General features: G+C 45.3%; 15 protein-coding genes. 6 read left to right on the top strand and 9 right to left on the bottom strand.

All coding sequences use genetic code 11. The annotated features are described in order from the left end of the window. Window positions 1-2 precede the first annotated feature (2 nt). From DP923_RS00855 to DP923_RS00865, 3 genes are all read left to right on the top strand, one after another. Window positions 3-1,961: an OmpA family protein gene (locus tag DP923_RS00855; protein WP_112303694.1), complete on the top strand. Its 1,959-nt coding sequence runs from the start codon at window positions 3-5 to the stop codon at window positions 1,959-1,961. A gap of 71 nt (window positions 1,962-2,032) precedes the next feature. Next, a complete protein-coding gene (locus DP923_RS00860; protein WP_125047604.1) occupies window positions 2,033-3,061 on the top strand; it encodes a hypothetical protein in 1,029 nt (342 codons plus the stop codon). 134 nt (window positions 3,062-3,195) lie between these two features. Next, complete coding sequence (locus tag DP923_RS00865; RefSeq protein ID WP_112303696.1) at window positions 3,196-4,617, top strand: SDR family oxidoreductase; 1,422 nt, start codon at window positions 3,196-3,198, stop codon at window positions 4,615-4,617. Between the two features lie 589 nt (window positions 4,618-5,206). Here DP923_RS00865 and DP923_RS00875 read toward each other — a convergent pair. The 6 genes from DP923_RS00875 to DP923_RS00900 are packed head-to-tail and all read right to left on the bottom strand — an operon-like array spanning window position 5,207 to window position 11,280. Beyond that, complete coding sequence (locus DP923_RS00875; protein ID WP_239020893.1) at window positions 5,207-5,710, bottom strand: DUF6702 family protein; 504 nt, start codon at window positions 5,708-5,710, stop codon at window positions 5,207-5,209. A gap of 6 nt (window positions 5,711-5,716) precedes the next feature. Then, window positions 5,717-6,796, bottom strand: coding sequence for a LysM peptidoglycan-binding domain-containing protein (locus DP923_RS00880; protein WP_112303699.1), 1,080 nt, complete (start codon window positions 6,794-6,796; stop codon window positions 5,717-5,719). 30 nt (window positions 6,797-6,826) lie between these two features. Further along, window positions 6,827-8,140 (bottom strand): RIP metalloprotease RseP, encoded by a 1,314-nt coding sequence (gene rseP, locus DP923_RS00885; protein ID WP_112303700.1) that lies wholly within the window; start codon window positions 8,138-8,140, stop codon window positions 6,827-6,829. Between the two features lie 49 nt (window positions 8,141-8,189). Further along, window positions 8,190-9,356, bottom strand: coding sequence for a 1-deoxy-D-xylulose-5-phosphate reductoisomerase (locus DP923_RS00890; protein ID WP_112303701.1), 1,167 nt, complete (start codon window positions 9,354-9,356; stop codon window positions 8,190-8,192). A 6-nt stretch (window positions 9,357-9,362) separates the two neighbouring features. Further along, entirely contained in the window at window positions 9,363-9,749 is a 387-nt protein-coding gene (locus DP923_RS00895; protein ID WP_112303702.1) for a four helix bundle protein, read from the bottom strand. A gap of 31 nt (window positions 9,750-9,780) precedes the next feature. Further along, the gene (locus tag DP923_RS00900) at window positions 9,781-11,280 is read right to left on the bottom strand and encodes a GH3 auxin-responsive promoter family protein (RefSeq protein WP_112303703.1); all 1,500 of its coding nucleotides are present in this window, start codon (window positions 11,278-11,280) and stop codon (window positions 9,781-9,783) included. Between the two features lie 246 nt (window positions 11,281-11,526). Between DP923_RS00900 and DP923_RS00905 the strand changes: the two genes are divergently transcribed. Then, window positions 11,527-11,961, top strand: coding sequence for an OsmC family peroxiredoxin (locus DP923_RS00905; RefSeq protein ID WP_112303704.1), 435 nt, complete (start codon window positions 11,527-11,529; stop codon window positions 11,959-11,961). A gap of 65 nt (window positions 11,962-12,026) precedes the next feature. Further along, window positions 12,027-12,530 (top strand): hypothetical protein, encoded by a 504-nt coding sequence (locus DP923_RS00910; RefSeq protein ID WP_112304752.1) that lies wholly within the window; start codon window positions 12,027-12,029, stop codon window positions 12,528-12,530. Window positions 12,531-12,620: 90 nt separating this feature from the next. Here DP923_RS00910 and dnaA read toward each other — a convergent pair whose 3' ends face one another. The 3 genes from dnaA to DP923_RS00925 all read right to left on the bottom strand — a co-directional run bounded on the left by dnaA (window position 12,621) and on the right by DP923_RS00925 (window position 15,862). Continuing rightward, window positions 12,621-14,045: a chromosomal replication initiator protein DnaA gene (dnaA, locus tag DP923_RS00915; protein ID WP_112303705.1), complete on the bottom strand. Its 1,425-nt coding sequence runs from the start codon at window positions 14,043-14,045 to the stop codon at window positions 12,621-12,623. A 105-nt stretch (window positions 14,046-14,150) separates the two neighbouring features. Beyond that, the gene (locus DP923_RS00920) at window positions 14,151-15,086 is read right to left on the bottom strand and encodes a bifunctional metallophosphatase/5'-nucleotidase (RefSeq protein ID WP_112303706.1); all 936 of its coding nucleotides are present in this window, start codon (window positions 15,084-15,086) and stop codon (window positions 14,151-14,153) included. 17 nt (window positions 15,087-15,103) lie between these two features. After that, window positions 15,104-15,862, bottom strand: coding sequence for a 5'-nucleotidase C-terminal domain-containing protein (locus DP923_RS00925; protein ID WP_239020894.1), 759 nt, complete (start codon window positions 15,860-15,862; stop codon window positions 15,104-15,106). A gap of 227 nt (window positions 15,863-16,089) precedes the next feature. On the opposite strand from DP923_RS00925, the gene DP923_RS16915 reads away from it, so the two are divergent. After that, window positions 16,090-16,320 (top strand): hypothetical protein, encoded by a 231-nt coding sequence (locus tag DP923_RS16915; RefSeq protein WP_112303707.1) that lies wholly within the window; start codon window positions 16,090-16,092, stop codon window positions 16,318-16,320. Window positions 16,321-16,402 lie beyond the last annotated feature (82 nt).

The following is a 16,402-nucleotide window of genomic DNA, read 5'->3' on the forward strand; positions in this document are numbered from 1 at the left end:
TGATGAAACAATTATACCTGATAGCAATTTTTTGTTGCTTGTTTATACTTCCATTTCCGGGAAAAGGTCAGATTAACAAGCAAAAACAATCCGGCTTAACGGTGCAGAAAAAGGCACCTTCGCCCGAACTGCATCTCGACTTTCCGAATTTAAACAAATTAGCTTATTTCCGCGACGATAAAAAGCTTGCCGCCATCCGTAAGCTCGAAAAAAAGAAGCAATACGATAAAGTGCTTCCCATACTCGAAGCTTATGTAGGCCAGTTCGGGATCGAAAATTTTTACAAGGATACGTACCTGCTGTGGCGGTTGGGCCAGTTGTTAGAGAAACAGGGCAGCTCCGAAAAAGCAAAAGCGCTGTACCGGCTTGTACTAAAACACCACCGCACCGATGTACGCGAAGTAGCTTCTTATTACGACTCGCTCGAAGAAAATACCAAAGATTATTACGTGCCGCTCGATTATTACTACGAGCTGGTAGAGTACCGGAAATCGATCGCCACGTTTAAGCCGCCAAAAGGGGTATACTTAAACATGGGCAAGCCAATCAATTCGACCTATGCTGATTATGGCCCTACTATCCGGGGCGAAGACGATACTTTTATCTTTACATCAAAACGAAATACACTGGGCCTGAACGGGCGCGCTAACGAAGACCTTTTTTACTCGAGGCAGCACAACGGTTTCTGGGAAGAGGCAAAGTCTTTCGGTAAACCCATCAACAGCATTTACAACGAAGGATCAGCAACCCTGAGCCGCAACGGCAAGACGTTATACTTCGCCCGCTGCGAATCGCCGGACGGAATGGGTAACTGCGACTTATATGTGGCTACGTTGCAGGAAAACGGTTTGTGGGGCGATATCGAGAACCTGGGCAAAAATGTAAACTCGTCCGGCTGGGATTCGCAACCAACCCTTTCAGCTAAAGAAGACACCTTATACTTTGCCTCCGACAGGCTCGGCGGTTTTGGCCTTTCAGATATTTATTATACTTATAAAGATAAAAAAGGTGGCTGGGCTCCGGCCAAGAACATGGGCCCCGTCGTGAATACGCGCGAAAGCGAAGTGAGTCCGTTTTTCCATCCGCTTTACCAGGTTTTATACTTTAGCTCGCGGGGGCAGCTGTACAATTTCGGTGATTTCGATATCTACAAAACCTATAACGTGCAGGGCCACTGGCAGGAGCCGCGCAACATCGGCCCGCTGGTAAACGGCATGGGCAGCGAATATTATTTTGCGATTGATGCATCCTCTAAAAACCTGTACTACGCCCGCTCCGAAGCCAACGATATTCAGAACCTGGACCTGTACTCTTTCCCATTGCCGATGGAGGCGCACCCACTGGCTATTACCAAAGTAGAAGGCACACTTACTGATTCTGTAACGCTGCAACCGCTTTCAGGCATTGTGTCGGTGGTCGATCTGGAAAACGGTATTGAGATTTCGTCTAAGTATATCCGGCCGGATGGTTCTTTTGATTTTGAGCTGATCGATAATACCCGTTACATGCTGGTGATCCAGAGCCCGGACTTCTTCACGATTGAGCGCGAACTGGCCCTGAAAAATGATACGACCGTTAACATCATGACGCGCGTGATCGACTATAGTATACCTATGGTGTTCAGTAATATTGAGTTCGATCAGAACCAGTCCAACATTAAACCGGACATGCATGCCGTACTGAACCAGGTAGCGCTCTTCCTGTTAGACCACCCTTATTTCAGGCTCGAGATTGCAGGCCACACCGACGCTGCCGGCAACCCGGAATTCAACTTAAGCCTCTCCCAGGACCGCGCAGATGCTATCCGGAGTTACATCGAGAAAAAGATAAACATCCCGCAAGGCCGCATCGATGCCATGGGCTATGGCAGCTCCAAGCCTCTCCGCGAAGAAAAAACGCAGGAAGACCGCCAGGTTAACCGCCGCGTAGAGTTCAGGCTGATAAAGCCGGAAGATATGTAGGTTTATACTTTGGTGGTGGTGATTGGTGGATGTTTAGGTTTTATGTTAGTGAGGCTAATAATAGTATACAAGTGATCAAGATACTCATCAGATTTCTATTTCCTGTAGTGCTTTTTCTTACTGCTCACGTAGGCTTTGCTCAAAACTCAGGAGGCCCTAGAGCGCTAGCTGTTAAAGGGTCATATATCCATTCACAGACGAAAACGGAGTTCCCAAAAGACTTACTTGGTTATGAACGAAAAGGTATTTATTCCTTTAATAAAAAGAAATCTAATATAGGAGCCACTTATAAAAGTAAAAAGGGAGGTACCACTGTTTCAGTGTATCTCTACCCAAGTCGTGAAGCAAGTGAGGATCGGCTTAGAATTGAGTATGCATCCGCTTTAGGTGAGATTACAATGAATTCCAAAAAAGGTATTACTTCTAATCCAGGCCTTACATCATATGCCAGAGATGGATATAAAGTTAATGGAGTCAGAGCACAGGTTACCGATGTCAGAACAGGTTTAATGTCTCATTTATCAGTCTATGAATGTGGTAAGTGGTTTCTTAAACTCCGAATCTCCTCTAACTTGTTAGATTCTGTTGCTGTAAGTCACTTGGAATACAAAATTCTAGACCAATTTGTACCAACCGATCTCGTAAGACAAGACCCTTTTAAATCGGAATCTACAATTTATTTTGCTCCCGCTGCATTTGCAGATTCACTCCTATTGGTTTCAGCAATGGGTGGTGCGTTTAAAAAAGTGAAATGGGCGCTAGATAATGTTGATTCACTGGAAAGAGCAGCCGGCTTCCCTGGTTTGTATTTAGATCTTCATGCAGAATCGTTAACGGAACTTGCTCATCAAGGTCAAATTAAACAAGAGACAAAAAAGTGGACTAGACAACCAGAAACTTCAGCTTATTTGTCAGAATTGAATACGATCATTGAAAGTGGCTATCTAAGAGAATTTATAATGGATCAATACAATATGCTCTTAATTGTACCTAAAGATGTTAAGCTAGATTTTAAAGCTTATCAACAATGGAAACTGATACGCCCTACAAGGATCGACTTGAACGAGAGATTGTATGTCATATCTTACATAAATGAATGAAAGAATTATACATAGCAACGAAGCATATAAATTTGCCTTAGCAAAAACCACTAAACCTTCCTTCCTAAAACATATCCCATCTCTACGAGTTAAATAAACCTACAGAAAGGTTATTTATACTTAGGGTTACGCTATTGAAAATACTGCTTACAGGAGTTACCGGATACATTGCGCAGCGCTTGTTGCCAGCCTTGCTGCAAGAGGGCCACGAAGTGGTGTGTTGTGTGCGGGACAAAAGCAGGTACACAAACAAGTATGCTTCCGAAAATACCAGCGTCATAGAAGCCGATTTCCTGGATGAAGCCAGTTTACAGCAGATTCCGGATGACATTGACGTAGCGTATTACCTGATCCATTCAATGGCTACACAAGCGGGCAACTTCCAACGCATGGAAGAGATGTGTGCCATTAATTTCAAGAACAGAATAGAGCAGACGGCCGCCAGGCAGGTTATTTATTTAAGCGGCATTGTAAACGAAACAGCTTTATCCAAGCATCTGACGTCCCGGAAAAACGTAGAGGACATTTTAGCCAATGCTACGTTTGCCCTTACCACGTTAAGAGCCGGTATTATTGTAGGTTCGGGCAGCGCCTCGTTCGAGATCATCCGCGACCTGGTAGAAAAGCTGCCTGTGATGATAACGCCGCGTTGGCTCAAAACAAAGTGCCAGCCTATTGCCATCCGTAACGTGGTGCAGTTCCTGAGCGGCGTTATTGGCCGCGAAGAAACTTATCATAAAAGTTACGACATTGGCGGCCCCGACATTTTAACCTACAAAGAAATGCTGCTGCATTTTGCCCGGATCAGAGGACTTAACCGTCGCATCTTTGTCGTACCCGTCATGACGCCCAGGATCTCCTCTTACTGGTTATACTTTGTAACGGCTACCTCCTACCCGCTTGCCCGCAACCTGGTGAGCTCCATGAAAACCGAAGTGATCTGTAAGCCTAATAACCTGGCAGCCATGCTTGGTATTTCTTTACTTAACTACGATACCGCTATCAGGCTTGCCTTTGATAAGATCGAACAGAACCAGGTGTTATCAAGCTGGAAAGATGCGCAAACCAGCAGCATTTTCAGGAAAGGATTTTCGCATTACATCGAAGTGCCGGTAAACGGTTGTTTTAAAGATGTACGCACCCGGCAGATCAGTAACCCCGCTACTGCACTGGACAGAATCTGGCGGCTGGGCGGAAAAACGGGCTGGTATTACGGTAACTGGCTCTGGGAAATAAGAGGTTTCATGGATCAGTTGGTAGGTGGCGTAGGCATGCGGCGCGGCCGGCGAAGCGATTCTGAAATAGGACCAGGCGAAACGCTGGATTTCTGGCGGGTACTGATCGCGAACCGGGAAGAAAAGCGGTTGCTTTTGTATGCCGAAATGAAGTTACCCGGCGAGGCCTGGCTCGAATTCAAGATCGATGAAAATGATGTGCTCACACAAACTGCTACGTTCAGGCCTTTAGGTGTTTTAGGCCGGCTTTACTGGTATGCGGTACTGCCTTTCCACGGCTTCATTTTTAAGGGGATGATCGATAACATCAGCAAATCCTAGTTTTGAAAGTATAACCGGTATTGAGCTAAAAGATTTATACTTTCAAAATTGCATTGCTGATAATTCCGGAAAGTATAATCTACGCCTACCCCCATGCCGTCAATTTAAGAAAATTGGCTCATTCGGATTTGTAATCTGAATGTTGCTATAATCCGGATTTACAATCCGCTTTTGCGCCTCTACCCCTTTTACTGGAATTTGAAGTATAAAATCGGATTGCAAATCCGGAAGAGCAAAAGTAAGTTGTTGGTCAGAAGACACAACAACGGCGCATAAACTCTTAAATTGACACCATTGCCCCGAATTATCCAAGAAGGGAATTTTACAGTAGCATTAATTTATAATGATTCCCCTCCTTGGAGGAGCTAGGGGTGTGTTACCCAAGTATAAACAAGATATCATAATTGTTGGTGTTTTCATCAATAATCTATAAACGCAGAAGTAATAACCACCATCTCTGCAACTCTATACTTTGTTATAAGCCTAACCTACTTCATTCCTCCACCAGAAAAACACTTAAAACAAAGAAGCTGTTAGCAGATAAATCTGCTAACAGCTTCTTTAAATTTATACTTGCTCTTGCTGGTTTCTAAAAACTGATTTTCCTGGTTTCTTCGCCGCGCTGCAGCATCACGCTTTCGGTTTTGCTTTTGTAATTCACGTTCACAATGTTCATCTGGTCGCCGAATATCTCTGTAAAGATGGCGTTTTTTACGTACAGTTGCGCCAGTTGGGCTTGCTGAACAGGCACTTCCAGGTATATCCAGACGGCATCAGCTTCTTCTTCTGACCCTACAAATTTATACTTCAGCGGTTTTCCTTTGGTCAGTTCAAATGCCAGATTTGCCTGCAGGTAATTAGCTAAGTATAGGTTGGTCTTTTCTGAATTTGCCTGATACACTACCTTGCTTTTAGTACGCTGCGAAAGTGCATTTTCCAGGTCATCGGTAAACACCCGAACGGCAACTTCCAGGCTTTGGGTACGGCCGTTATACTTCACATCTGTTATGCTGGCGTGGTAATCGTGGGCAACCGCCGGAAAGCCAAGCAAGCAGCTAAAAAGCAATGCCAGCATTAAACCACTATACTTCATACTATCTTATTTACCGGCAGGCAGGTCAGCAAGTACGCGCTCGGCTACTTTGGGCATGTTCTCGCTTACAATGCGCTGCACATCGTTCATGTTAGAGTGATATGGCACTTTTACTTTGTTACCGGATATTAACTCACCTCGGCTGTCGTAGATCGAATAATGAACCAGAAAATTGCGTTCGTAGTTCATAGCGGCGCGGTCCAGGCAGTTTTCGTAATTCGTTTTTACTTCAAACTGATTTATAAAAACGTAATAGTCGATGTCGTACTGGTTGTTGAAATAACTGAAGAAATCGCCGTCTTTTACCTGCACGCCAAAATGCTTGGCGGGGTCTTTGGCAAGTGGCGTAACAGCAGGCGCATGCTGAATGTTGCGCTTTTCTTTCTGATCTTTCACCCAATTTAGTACGCCGCCTTTTTCATCGTTCTTCACAACAGGCTGTTGATTGTATCTGGATTGCTTATTATCCTGGTAAGTATAACTTAACGATCGGTACAGTTTACTCAGTTCATCTACACTATCGCGGTAAACGCCGCCCAATAAATGAATGGTTTCGTAGCCTTCCGGGGCCAGCAGCGCATTTAACCTTCCTCTGAAAACGTGGCGCACGTTCTGCCGAGGAATTTTAGACTGACGCGCAATTTCAAAATCAGCATCTGAAAAGTATAAATAGGGGTCAAAAGGAATAACCAGCAAACGTTGTTTGGCCTTCACTTTTGATACCTCTACACTCGAAGATTTTGCTGTGGTGCTGGGTGTGGTACGCACCGGATTAGTTGCTGTTGATGGCTTTGTAGCTGCCGGTATTGGAGTTGATGCTATGTTACGAACATCGGGTTGTTTGAGGTATAATACCTGGCCTATCTCCAGTTTAGGGCCGTTCCATTTCTGCAACGAATCGATGGGAAGGTTAAACCTGCGGCTGAGGCTGTAGTAAGTGTCGTTTTGCTTTACCTGGTACACACTATCGCCGGGAGCGGCGATAGTGGCAGAGGTTATGTTTAGGTGCGGTTCCGGCGAACCGGCAAACGCGTGAAAGGAGGCAAAAAATAAGAGGAAGGCTAACGTTGTTTTCAGGGCGTACATCACGGTGCTATCTTTTAGAACGCCCTTCTGTTAGAAGAACGTCTGGAATACATCGTTAAAGATAGCAAATCCCATTAAGCACAACAAAAGAACCATACCCACTTTTTGGGCATTCTCTAAAAAAGTATCGGAGGGCTTGCGTCCGCTGATCATCTCATACGTCAGGAACATCACGTGCCCGCCATCCAGCGCCGGGATCGGCAAAAAGTTCATAAAAGCCAGTACCATAGACAGCATACCGGTAAGCGACCAGAACTTGTACCAGTTAAACTCGCCACCGTAAATCTGTGCGATTTTGATAGGTCCGCCAATTGATTTGGTAGGGTCGGCCTCACCTCTGAAGATTTTTCCAAAACCTTTGATGTTTGCCGTAATCACACCAAACGCCTGCTCGGTACCCATCGGAATAGACTCCAGGAAAGTATAATCTTCGGTTGCAAAGTTAAGCAATGGCTTCGACTGGAAACCCAGCGTGCCATCTTCGCCAACCTGCGAACGCAGTTTGATTGGCGTACCTTCGCGCTCTACCTGCAACGTAATGGTTTTGCCGGCATTCTCTTTCAGAAGTTTCTGGAAAACATCAAAGAATTTAGCATCCTGTCCGTTTACAGTTAAAACAAAATCGCCTGCTTTTAAGCCAGCTTTTGCTGCATTGCTCCCTGCCATTACTTGGCCTATCTGGAAGGTCTGGCGCGGCTGCACAAACAGCATGCGGTCTTCTTTATCGGCCAGGCGGTCCATCAGGTCAACGGGCACTTTTACATCTACTGTTTTGCCCTCGCGTTCCACCGTATAATAAGCATTGCGGCCTAGTAAAGCATCCATCGAGTATACATCATCGAATTTCTCGAGTTTCTGACCATTTACCGCAATGATCTTGTCGCCGGTCTGGAAGCCGATTTCCTCACCAATTTCGTTTGCTACTACGCCATACTTTGCTTCGGATGCCGGTAAGTAACTTTCGCCATAATAAAAGGCCAGGGCTGCGTAAATCAGTATACCTGTAATCACGTTTACAATAATACCACCCATCATCACGATCAGGCGCTGCCAGGCTGGTTTAGAGCGGAACTCGTATGGCTTTGGCTCTTCTTTCATCGCTTCGGTATCCATGGATTCATCTACCATACCGGATATCTTTACAAAACCACCCAACGGAATCAGGCCCAGCATATATTCTGTTTCACCAAATTTCTTGCTTATCAGGGTTGGCGGAAAACCAATTGCATACTTCTCTACACGCATCCCAAACCACTTGGCAGTAAGCATGTGGCCGAGTTCGTGTAATCCAACTAAAATTGTAAGGCCCAGTATCAGCTGGCCTGCCATGATCAAAATATCCATCTAACTAAACTAAATTTAAAATCTGTTACAGTTGCCGAAGCCGCTGTATTTATACTTTGGATTGTATTTTATGTATTAATTCTGAGGCCTTTGCACGGGTTTCGCTGTCTGTAAGCACATAATCGTCGTACGAAGGATTGGCAATATACGTAACTTTTGCCATACAACTTTCGATGATCTCGGGCATCTGCAGGAAACCTACTTCGTCGCGCAGGAAAGCACTTACTGCTATTTCGTTGGCCGCATTTAAAATGCAGGGCATATTGCCGCCTTTGGCCATCGCATCAAAAGCCAGCTGCAAATTCCGGAACGTCTTCAGATCAGGTTGCTCGAAAGTCAGTTGCGGATAATCCATAAAATTAAATCGCGGGAAGTCGGACTTAAGCCTGTTCGGGTAGCCTAAGGCGTACTGTATCGGCAATTTCATATCGGGAAGCCCAAGCTGCGCTTTTAAAGAGCCATCTTCGAACTGCACCAGCGAATGGATGATAGATTGCGGGTGCACGACAACTTCAATCTGCTCGTTGGTTAATCCGAAAAGCCATTTTGCTTCAATCACTTCCAGGCCTTTGTTCATTAAAGAAGCAGAGTCGATTGTGATTTTAGCGCCCATGTCCCAGTTGGGGTGTTTAAGCGCCTGTGCTTTGGTAACAAGTATCAGTTCGTCTACAGTTCTTCCTCTGAACGGCCCACCGGAAGCGGTTAGTATAATTTTCTCGATCGGGTTATGGAACTCCCCAACCAGACACTGGAAAATAGCGCTGTGCTCCGAATCTACGGGGTAGATGTTGACGCCATACTCTTTTGCAAGCTCTGTGATAAGCTGACCGGCTACGACCAACGTTTCCTTGTTAGCCAGCGCGATCTGCTTTCCTGCTTTAATAGCCCGGATGGTGGGCTGCAAACCGGCATACCCCATCATGGCGGTCAGTACCATATCCACGGTTCCCATCTCCACTACAGCGCAAAGGGCGTTGGCTCCGGCGTATATTTTAATATCCTCCTGCTGAAGCGCCTCGCGCACCTGCTCATAATAAGCTTCGTTTGCAATAACAACAGCATTTGGCTTAAATTTCAGGGCCTGCGTAATCAACAGTTCAGCATTGTTATTGGCCGTGATCACTTCCAGCTCAAAACTTTCCGGGTTGGCTTCTATTACATCCAGGGCCTGCGTACCGATGGAACCAGTGGAACCAAGTATGGCGATTCTTTTCATATTGAGTTACGAGTTACGAGTATCGAATTCCGAGTTATTTTTACTCATTCCTTTACTCGTAAGTATTATGCTGTTCAAAATTTTTATTACCTCCTGGCAATCGGCGTGTATACTTTCGAAATGCTTTTTTTCCAGATACCCTGTATCATGCAATAATCTGAGCCAATATGAGGTTTCTCTAGCCTCTTTCCTGGCTATACTTAATTTATGTATAAAATCTGCCGTTGATTCGCCACCTATTGCTTCTTCAACATTTGCTCCAATGGAAGTACCACTCCTTAAAATCTGCTTTGACAAAACAAATTCTTTTTTCTCATTAGAAAGGTGCTGATACAGTTTAACTGCCCGAATCGCAAAAGCGTATGATTTTTCTGCTATTATGCTCTTGCTCATTTCCCTATCTATATTAACTCGTAACTCGAAACTAGGAACTCGTAATTGCCAACAGGCCATCGGCCAGTTGGCGGTCGTTGCTCAGGCGCGGTACTTTGTTTTGTCCGCCTAGTTTGCCCTGCGATTTCATGTAGCTCCGGAACGTACCCATAGGCAACACCGATATCTTCAGGTTCTGCAACACATTGCCGGTTATCAGGTCGTTGTAATAGGTATTGATCTGCTGCATCTGCATGTTCAGATCTTTTTCGAAATCACCTAAGTCGTGGGGTGGCCGCGAGAACTCTACCAGCCACTCGTGGTACGACTGGCCCTGGTCCTGGCTTACATAAGGTGCTACTGTAAACTCGATCAGTTCGGCAGACTGGTATTTGGCCATGGTTCTATCCATGGCTTGCTCTACTTCCTCCCCTATCACATGTTCGCCAAACGCTGAAATAAAATGCTTGATGCGCCCACTTACTAAAATTTTGTAAGGTTTGATAGACGTAAACCTGATCGTATCGCCGATAGAGTAAGCCCACAAACCTGCATTGCTGCTGATGATGAGCGCGTAATTTACGCCAATCTGTACTTCGCCAATTGTTAAGCGCGTCGGGTTTTCGTTAAAGTATTCGTCTACAGGTATAAATTCATAAAAAATACCGGTATCGAGTAAAAGGAGAAGACTTTTGTCCTGTTGTTCGTTCTGGTAAGCAAAGAAACCCTCAGAGGCCGGAAAAGTTTCGATGCTGGGTATACAACGCCCCATCGACTCGCGGAGACGCTTGCGGTACGGCTCAAAATTAACGCCTCCATACACAAACAGGGAGTAGTTCGGGAAAATATCCTTTATCGGTTTGCCCGTCTGCCGGATCAGTTTATCAAAATACATCTGCACCCACGGCGGTATGCCCGAAATGAGTGTCATGTTTTCGTCAATGGTTTCTTCGATGATCTGATCGAGCTTTACTTCCCAGTCTTCGATGCAGTTGGTTTCGTAGCTTGGCATCTGGTTGGTGCGCAGGTAACCCGGCACGTGGTGGTTCACGATTCCGGATAAACGCCCGGTTGGTATGCCACCCACTTCCTCCAGCTCCGGGCTCCCGGACAGGAAAATCAGTTTCCCATCCAGGAAACCAGCATTTCCCGTTTCGTGGATGTAGGCCAGAAGCGCATTTTTAGCGCCGTTTATATGGTTTGGGATAGAATCTTTTGTAATGGGAATATACTTGGCTCCTGAAGTTGTGCCAGACGTTTTTGCCAGGTAAATAGGCTTACCCGGCCATAAAACGTCTTTTACACCTTGCTGCACCAACTCAAAATAAGAGGCAAGCCCTTCGTAATCGCGTACGGGTACGGCTTTTACAAAATCAGCGTGTGTTTTTATTTTGTCGAAATGATGTTCGCGGCCAAATTTTGTACCTGCCGCTTTCCGTATAATTTTATCGAAGATTGCTTTTTGTGCTTCCACCGGATGCTGGATCCAGTGCTGTTGTTTTTTATGCACATATGCGGCGAGTGGTTTGCTCAACCATGCTTTTACACCCATACATTCTGTTTTGATGGCAAGGTAAATATAGCGAGATAAACCTGTTTTGCTATAATAGAGTAAAACTAAAATCTGGGCTGCTGCTGTATTTTATACTTCAGTAGTATCGGATTTCTCAATTTTTTCTGGAAAGTTACATTCATTTCAAGACAATAAAGTATAAATCCGGTTTAGTTATAGATAACGCCGCTTACTGGTTTTATACTTTGCATTTTATACTTTATAAATCAATTAACTACATAAAACATGAAACAACACACCGCACAGGCCCGATGGGAAAAAGGATTAAAAGACGGAAAAGGCAACTTAAGCACTGGCAACGGCCAGATAAAAGCCAGTTATAGTTTCGATACGCGTTTTGGCGAAGCAAAAGATGGCACCACACCCGAAGAACTGATCGGGGCAGCCCATGCCGGTTGCTTTTCGATGTTTCTGAGCGCTTTAGTTGGCAAACAGAACATTACACCGGCCTATATAGAAACAACTGCAAAAGTATACTTAGGCGAAAAAGATGGCGGCCCGCTTATTCAAAAAATAGAGCTTACCACCGAAGCAAGTATAGATGGCCTGGAGGATGCAGATTTTCAGAAACTTGTGCAGGAGGCAAAAGCTAATTGCCCTGTTTCGAAAGCGCTGGCTGCCGTACCTGAAGTTATGGTACAGGCTTCACTTAAAAAATAAAATTGCTATATTGCAGCAGTGCCGTATTTTTTGGCCGCGATGGTTCCATCTCAAAAGCCTTCTCTATGACAGCGACCGGAAGCAATGCCAGGTCTTCTTTAATTGTGCAGCTTAGCCCTACGCGCAGCGCGAAACTCTCTTTTGCCGTGCAACTCGGGCTTACCCTTTTATGGCTTGGCTGGGCTGTAATGCTCCTTGTGTTTAACAGAGAAGGAGAGCAGAACTTTTTATATTATATCTTTCTGGGGCTGGCAGTAGCTTTTCTGGGATATGTAGTGCTGCAGAACACATCCATTTTTGGCGTGCAGTCTTACATTGAGGTTACACCGCAGTACATTGTTTACAAGCGCGGCGTGTTCCGACCAAAGCATATTATTTCGATTCCTGAGATTGAGGCTTTACATATTTCTGCGCTGGCACTTCGTATTTCGGGAAGCAATGGCAGTAACACCTACCTCGACCTGAAGCAGGTACGCAAGAAAAAAGACCTCGAAAAGATCAAAAGCAAGATCCGGACAATTGCAACAGCCAATGCGCTGCCGCTAACCGAGCATCCAACTAAACGCTAAACAGCAAGTATAAAAAGAAAGAGGCCGCTATATGTAGATATATAGCGGCCTCTTTCTTTTTATACTTGCTGTACTTCTAAAGTATACTACTTACCCAGCTTTGGATTTAAACTTCTTCTGAAGCTCCTGAATGCTGGCTTTAAATTTCTTATCCGTATCGATCAGGTCTGAAACGGTTTGTACCGAGTGAATAACCGTACTGTGGTCGCGGCCGCCAAAATGGTAACCGATAGACTTAAGTGAATGGCTGGTAAACTCCTTGGCAAAGTACATCGCTACCTGGCGCGCTGTTACAATCTCCTTTTTACGGGTCTTGGCTTTCAGTGAGTCTAAACTTACCTGAAAATACTCGGCAACCGTTTTCTGAATAAAGTCCAGGTTTACTTCGGTTTCCACATCTTCGATAATGTGCTTGAGCGCCTGCTTTGCCAGTTCCAGATCAATTTCTTTTCTGTTCAGCGACGACTGTGCGATCAAAGAGATCAGTACGCCTTCCAGTTCACGCACGTTGGTATCTACGCTGTAAGCTAAATACTCTACCACGTTATCCGGAATATCAATGCCATCGCCCTGCATCTTTTTCTGGATGATGGCCATACGCGTTTCAAAATCCGGGCTTTGTAAGTCGGCAGTAAGGCCCCATTTAAAGCGGGAAAGCAAGCGCTCTTCCAGGCCTTTCAGGTCGCGGGGCGGGCAATCCGAGGTCATTACGATCTGCTTGCCGGATTGGTGCAGGTGGTTGAAGATATGGAAAAACATTTCCTGTGTCTTCTCTTTGCCGCTCAGAAACTGTACGTCATCAATAATGAGAATATCTACGAGCAGGTAAAAATTGGCAAAATCCTGTACGTTGTTGGTCTTAAGCGATTCTATGAACTGGTTCACGAACTTCTCAGACGAAACATAAAGTACAAACTTCTCAGGATAGCTGTTTTTAATGTGGTTACCAATGGCTTGCACCAGGTGCGTTTTGCCAAGCCCCACACCTCCGTATACCATCAGCGGGTTAAAAGAGGTAGTACCCGGTTTGTTGGCAACTGCATAACCAGCCGAGCGTGCCAGGCGGTTACAGTCTCCTTCAATGTAATTTTCAAAAGTATAGCTTCCGTTAAGCTGCGAGTTCAGGAAGTTGCGGTCGATTGTTTTCGACTCAAAAGGGCTTTTTATGAAATTCTGTTCCGGGCGGTACGAGTTAACTACTGCCTGCGGAATTTTTTTGGTCGGTATGTTAACCGTTTGCGGCTTATTCGACTCGTTTCCACGATCTACTATGATCGAATATTCGAGCCGGCCTTCACTTCCCAGTTCCTGGTAAATGACCTTTTTTAGCAGCTGCACATAGTGCTCCTCCAGCCATTCGTAAAAGAACTGGCTGGGCACTTGTATGGTCAGTACGCTATCACGCAGCGATATAGGTTTAATAGGCTCGAACCAGGTTTTAAAGCTCTGTTCGCCTATATTATCCTTAATCACCTGAAGACAGTTACTCCATACGGTTGAGCAGTCTTTGATCATCCAATTTTCCAAAACTTACACGATCCGTTTGGTGAAAAAAACCTCTCCTTATTTGGCAGGGGGGCACAAATTTGCTTAAATAATTCTAAACAAAAAATTATTTATTCACGAAGATAATACAGGGTTATCCACAGGCAGAACTGCTGCGGTTGTGGCTGCTTTTTCTTTTGTCTTTTTATTGAAGGTGAAGTCGATACGGCCCAGATTTATACCTGACCACCCTACCTGGTTCACTAATGTTTCGTGGCCGCTTTCGTGGATAACTTTTGTTGGCTCATCCAGGAAAGTATGGGTATGCCCACCAATAATCAGATCGATGCCAGCAACTTGTTTTGCCAGTTTCAGATCATCAATTTTAGCGGATTTATAGCTGTAGCCAAGGTGCGACAGACAAACGATTAAGTTACATTTCTGGTTATCGCGCAGCTCCTGCACCATATCGCGGGCTACCTGCACCGGGTCTAAGTATACGGTTCCGCCAAAATGATTTTTGCCAACTAAACCGGCCAGCTCGATACCTACACCAAACACGCCGATTTTAATGCCCTGCTTCTCGAATACCTTATAAGGCTGGAAGCGGTCTTTTAAAATCGTATTCTTGAAATCGTAGTTCGCCGTCAGGAACGGGAACTGGGCTATTGGCAATTGTTTCGCCAAACCTTCCAGGCCATTATCGAAATCGTGGTTACCAAGTGTGGCAGCATCATACTTCATCTGGCTCATCAACTTATACTCCAGCTCACCTTGGAAGAAGTTAAAGTAGGGTGTGCCCTGCCAGATATCGCCGGCATCAAAAAGCAACACGTTTTGCTCCTGCTTCCGGATCTGCTCTATGAAGCTGGCTCTGCGGGCCATGCCGCCCATGCCGCCGTTTCTGCGGCCGTCGTTTGGCAAAGGGTCTATGCGGGAATGCTGGTCGTTGGTGTGAAGTATGGTCAGTTTTATAGGCTGGCGTGCTGCCTCCGCTGAAAAGGGTAACCCTAACAGACTTACGCCTGCAGCGCCTACCACTGTCGTCTTCAGAAAATCTCTACGCTTCATGCTGTCGTCGGTTAGAATTAAGGAAGTATGGTTACGCGGGTCTTTGTATCCGGCTCGATTGGTTTACCGGCCGCCGTTAACTGGCGTATCTGCTGTAAAATGGCATCACGCAGTAAGAGTCCTACATTTTCGGTGCTGGTCGCTTTGCTCAGGAAACTGAGGTTATCGCCGCCGTTTGCCAGGTAATCGGAAGTAACCAGTGTATAGCTTTTTGCAGCATCGAATGGCTTCCCTCCAATGCTGATAGCTGTTGCCTGGCCATTTTTAACGGTATAAGTGGCGTTGCCAAGTATGGCAATTTTTGCTTTGGCAGCGAAATCAAACAACTCCTGTACCGTAGCGCCATCCAGTGTCAGCACAACTACCTCGTTTTCGAAAGGCATCAGCTCAAACACGTGGCCTACATTAATAGCGCCTTTCGGTAGCGGCGAGCGCATACCGCCGTTCGTCATCAAAGATAAATCGATTGGTTTGCCGTAAAGTGGCTGACTTTGCTCTTTCTGGAGGTCTACCATAAAGTTGCCGAGCGGCGACTGGTAATCCGCTTTGTTCAGTTCTATGGTGGCTGTGCCTACTACTTCAGACATTTTAGTAGTAACCTGCTGGCGGTAAGGTGCAACCAATGCTTCGGTTTGCGGACTCGGGGCAATGGTGCTGTCGATGGCTACATCGGTTTGAGTAAGTGTGGCCGAACTTTGCCAGGCGCGCGGCTGGCAGGCTGCTACTGCAAGCCCAAGCAGCAACAGGCATGTATTTTTAGAAAGTATGGTTGGCATTCGTCTGGCTTATGCTGAAAGTTATCCACAAAGGTAGCGAGTTAAATTCATCAGCACAACCAAAGAAGTTGATGCGCGGATTTAATTGATTTTATCACATCGAAATAACGTAGTCTATAACTTGATTTAATTCAACTACGCCGGGTTAATACAGGATATATATTTTTTCTATTCAAATTAACTCAAACCAGGCGAAAAATCATACTTTATGCATCCCGCCACTATCAATGCCAGGCAGCACCAAAAATAGAGACTCATTTTATTGTAACGAGCCGTATGAAATCAGTTATTCCAGTGAAGTATCTATCACTCAGGATGGAGATTCTAACTCAGCTATTCAATCACAGCAAAATGGCAGTTACAACATAGCAACCATCCAACAGCAAGGCAACTGCAACACAGCTACACAACACCAAACCGGAAATAACAATACAGCTACTGTAACGCAGGGAAATTAATTTATACTTTATTTATTAAATCAGTAACGGGCGGGCTGGTGCTATGATTACAACACCAGCCCGCCCGTTACTTTTCTGAAAA

Source organism: Pontibacter arcticus (assembly GCF_003284895.1).
GTDB lineage: Bacteria > Bacteroidota > Bacteroidia > Cytophagales > Hymenobacteraceae > Pontibacter > Pontibacter arcticus.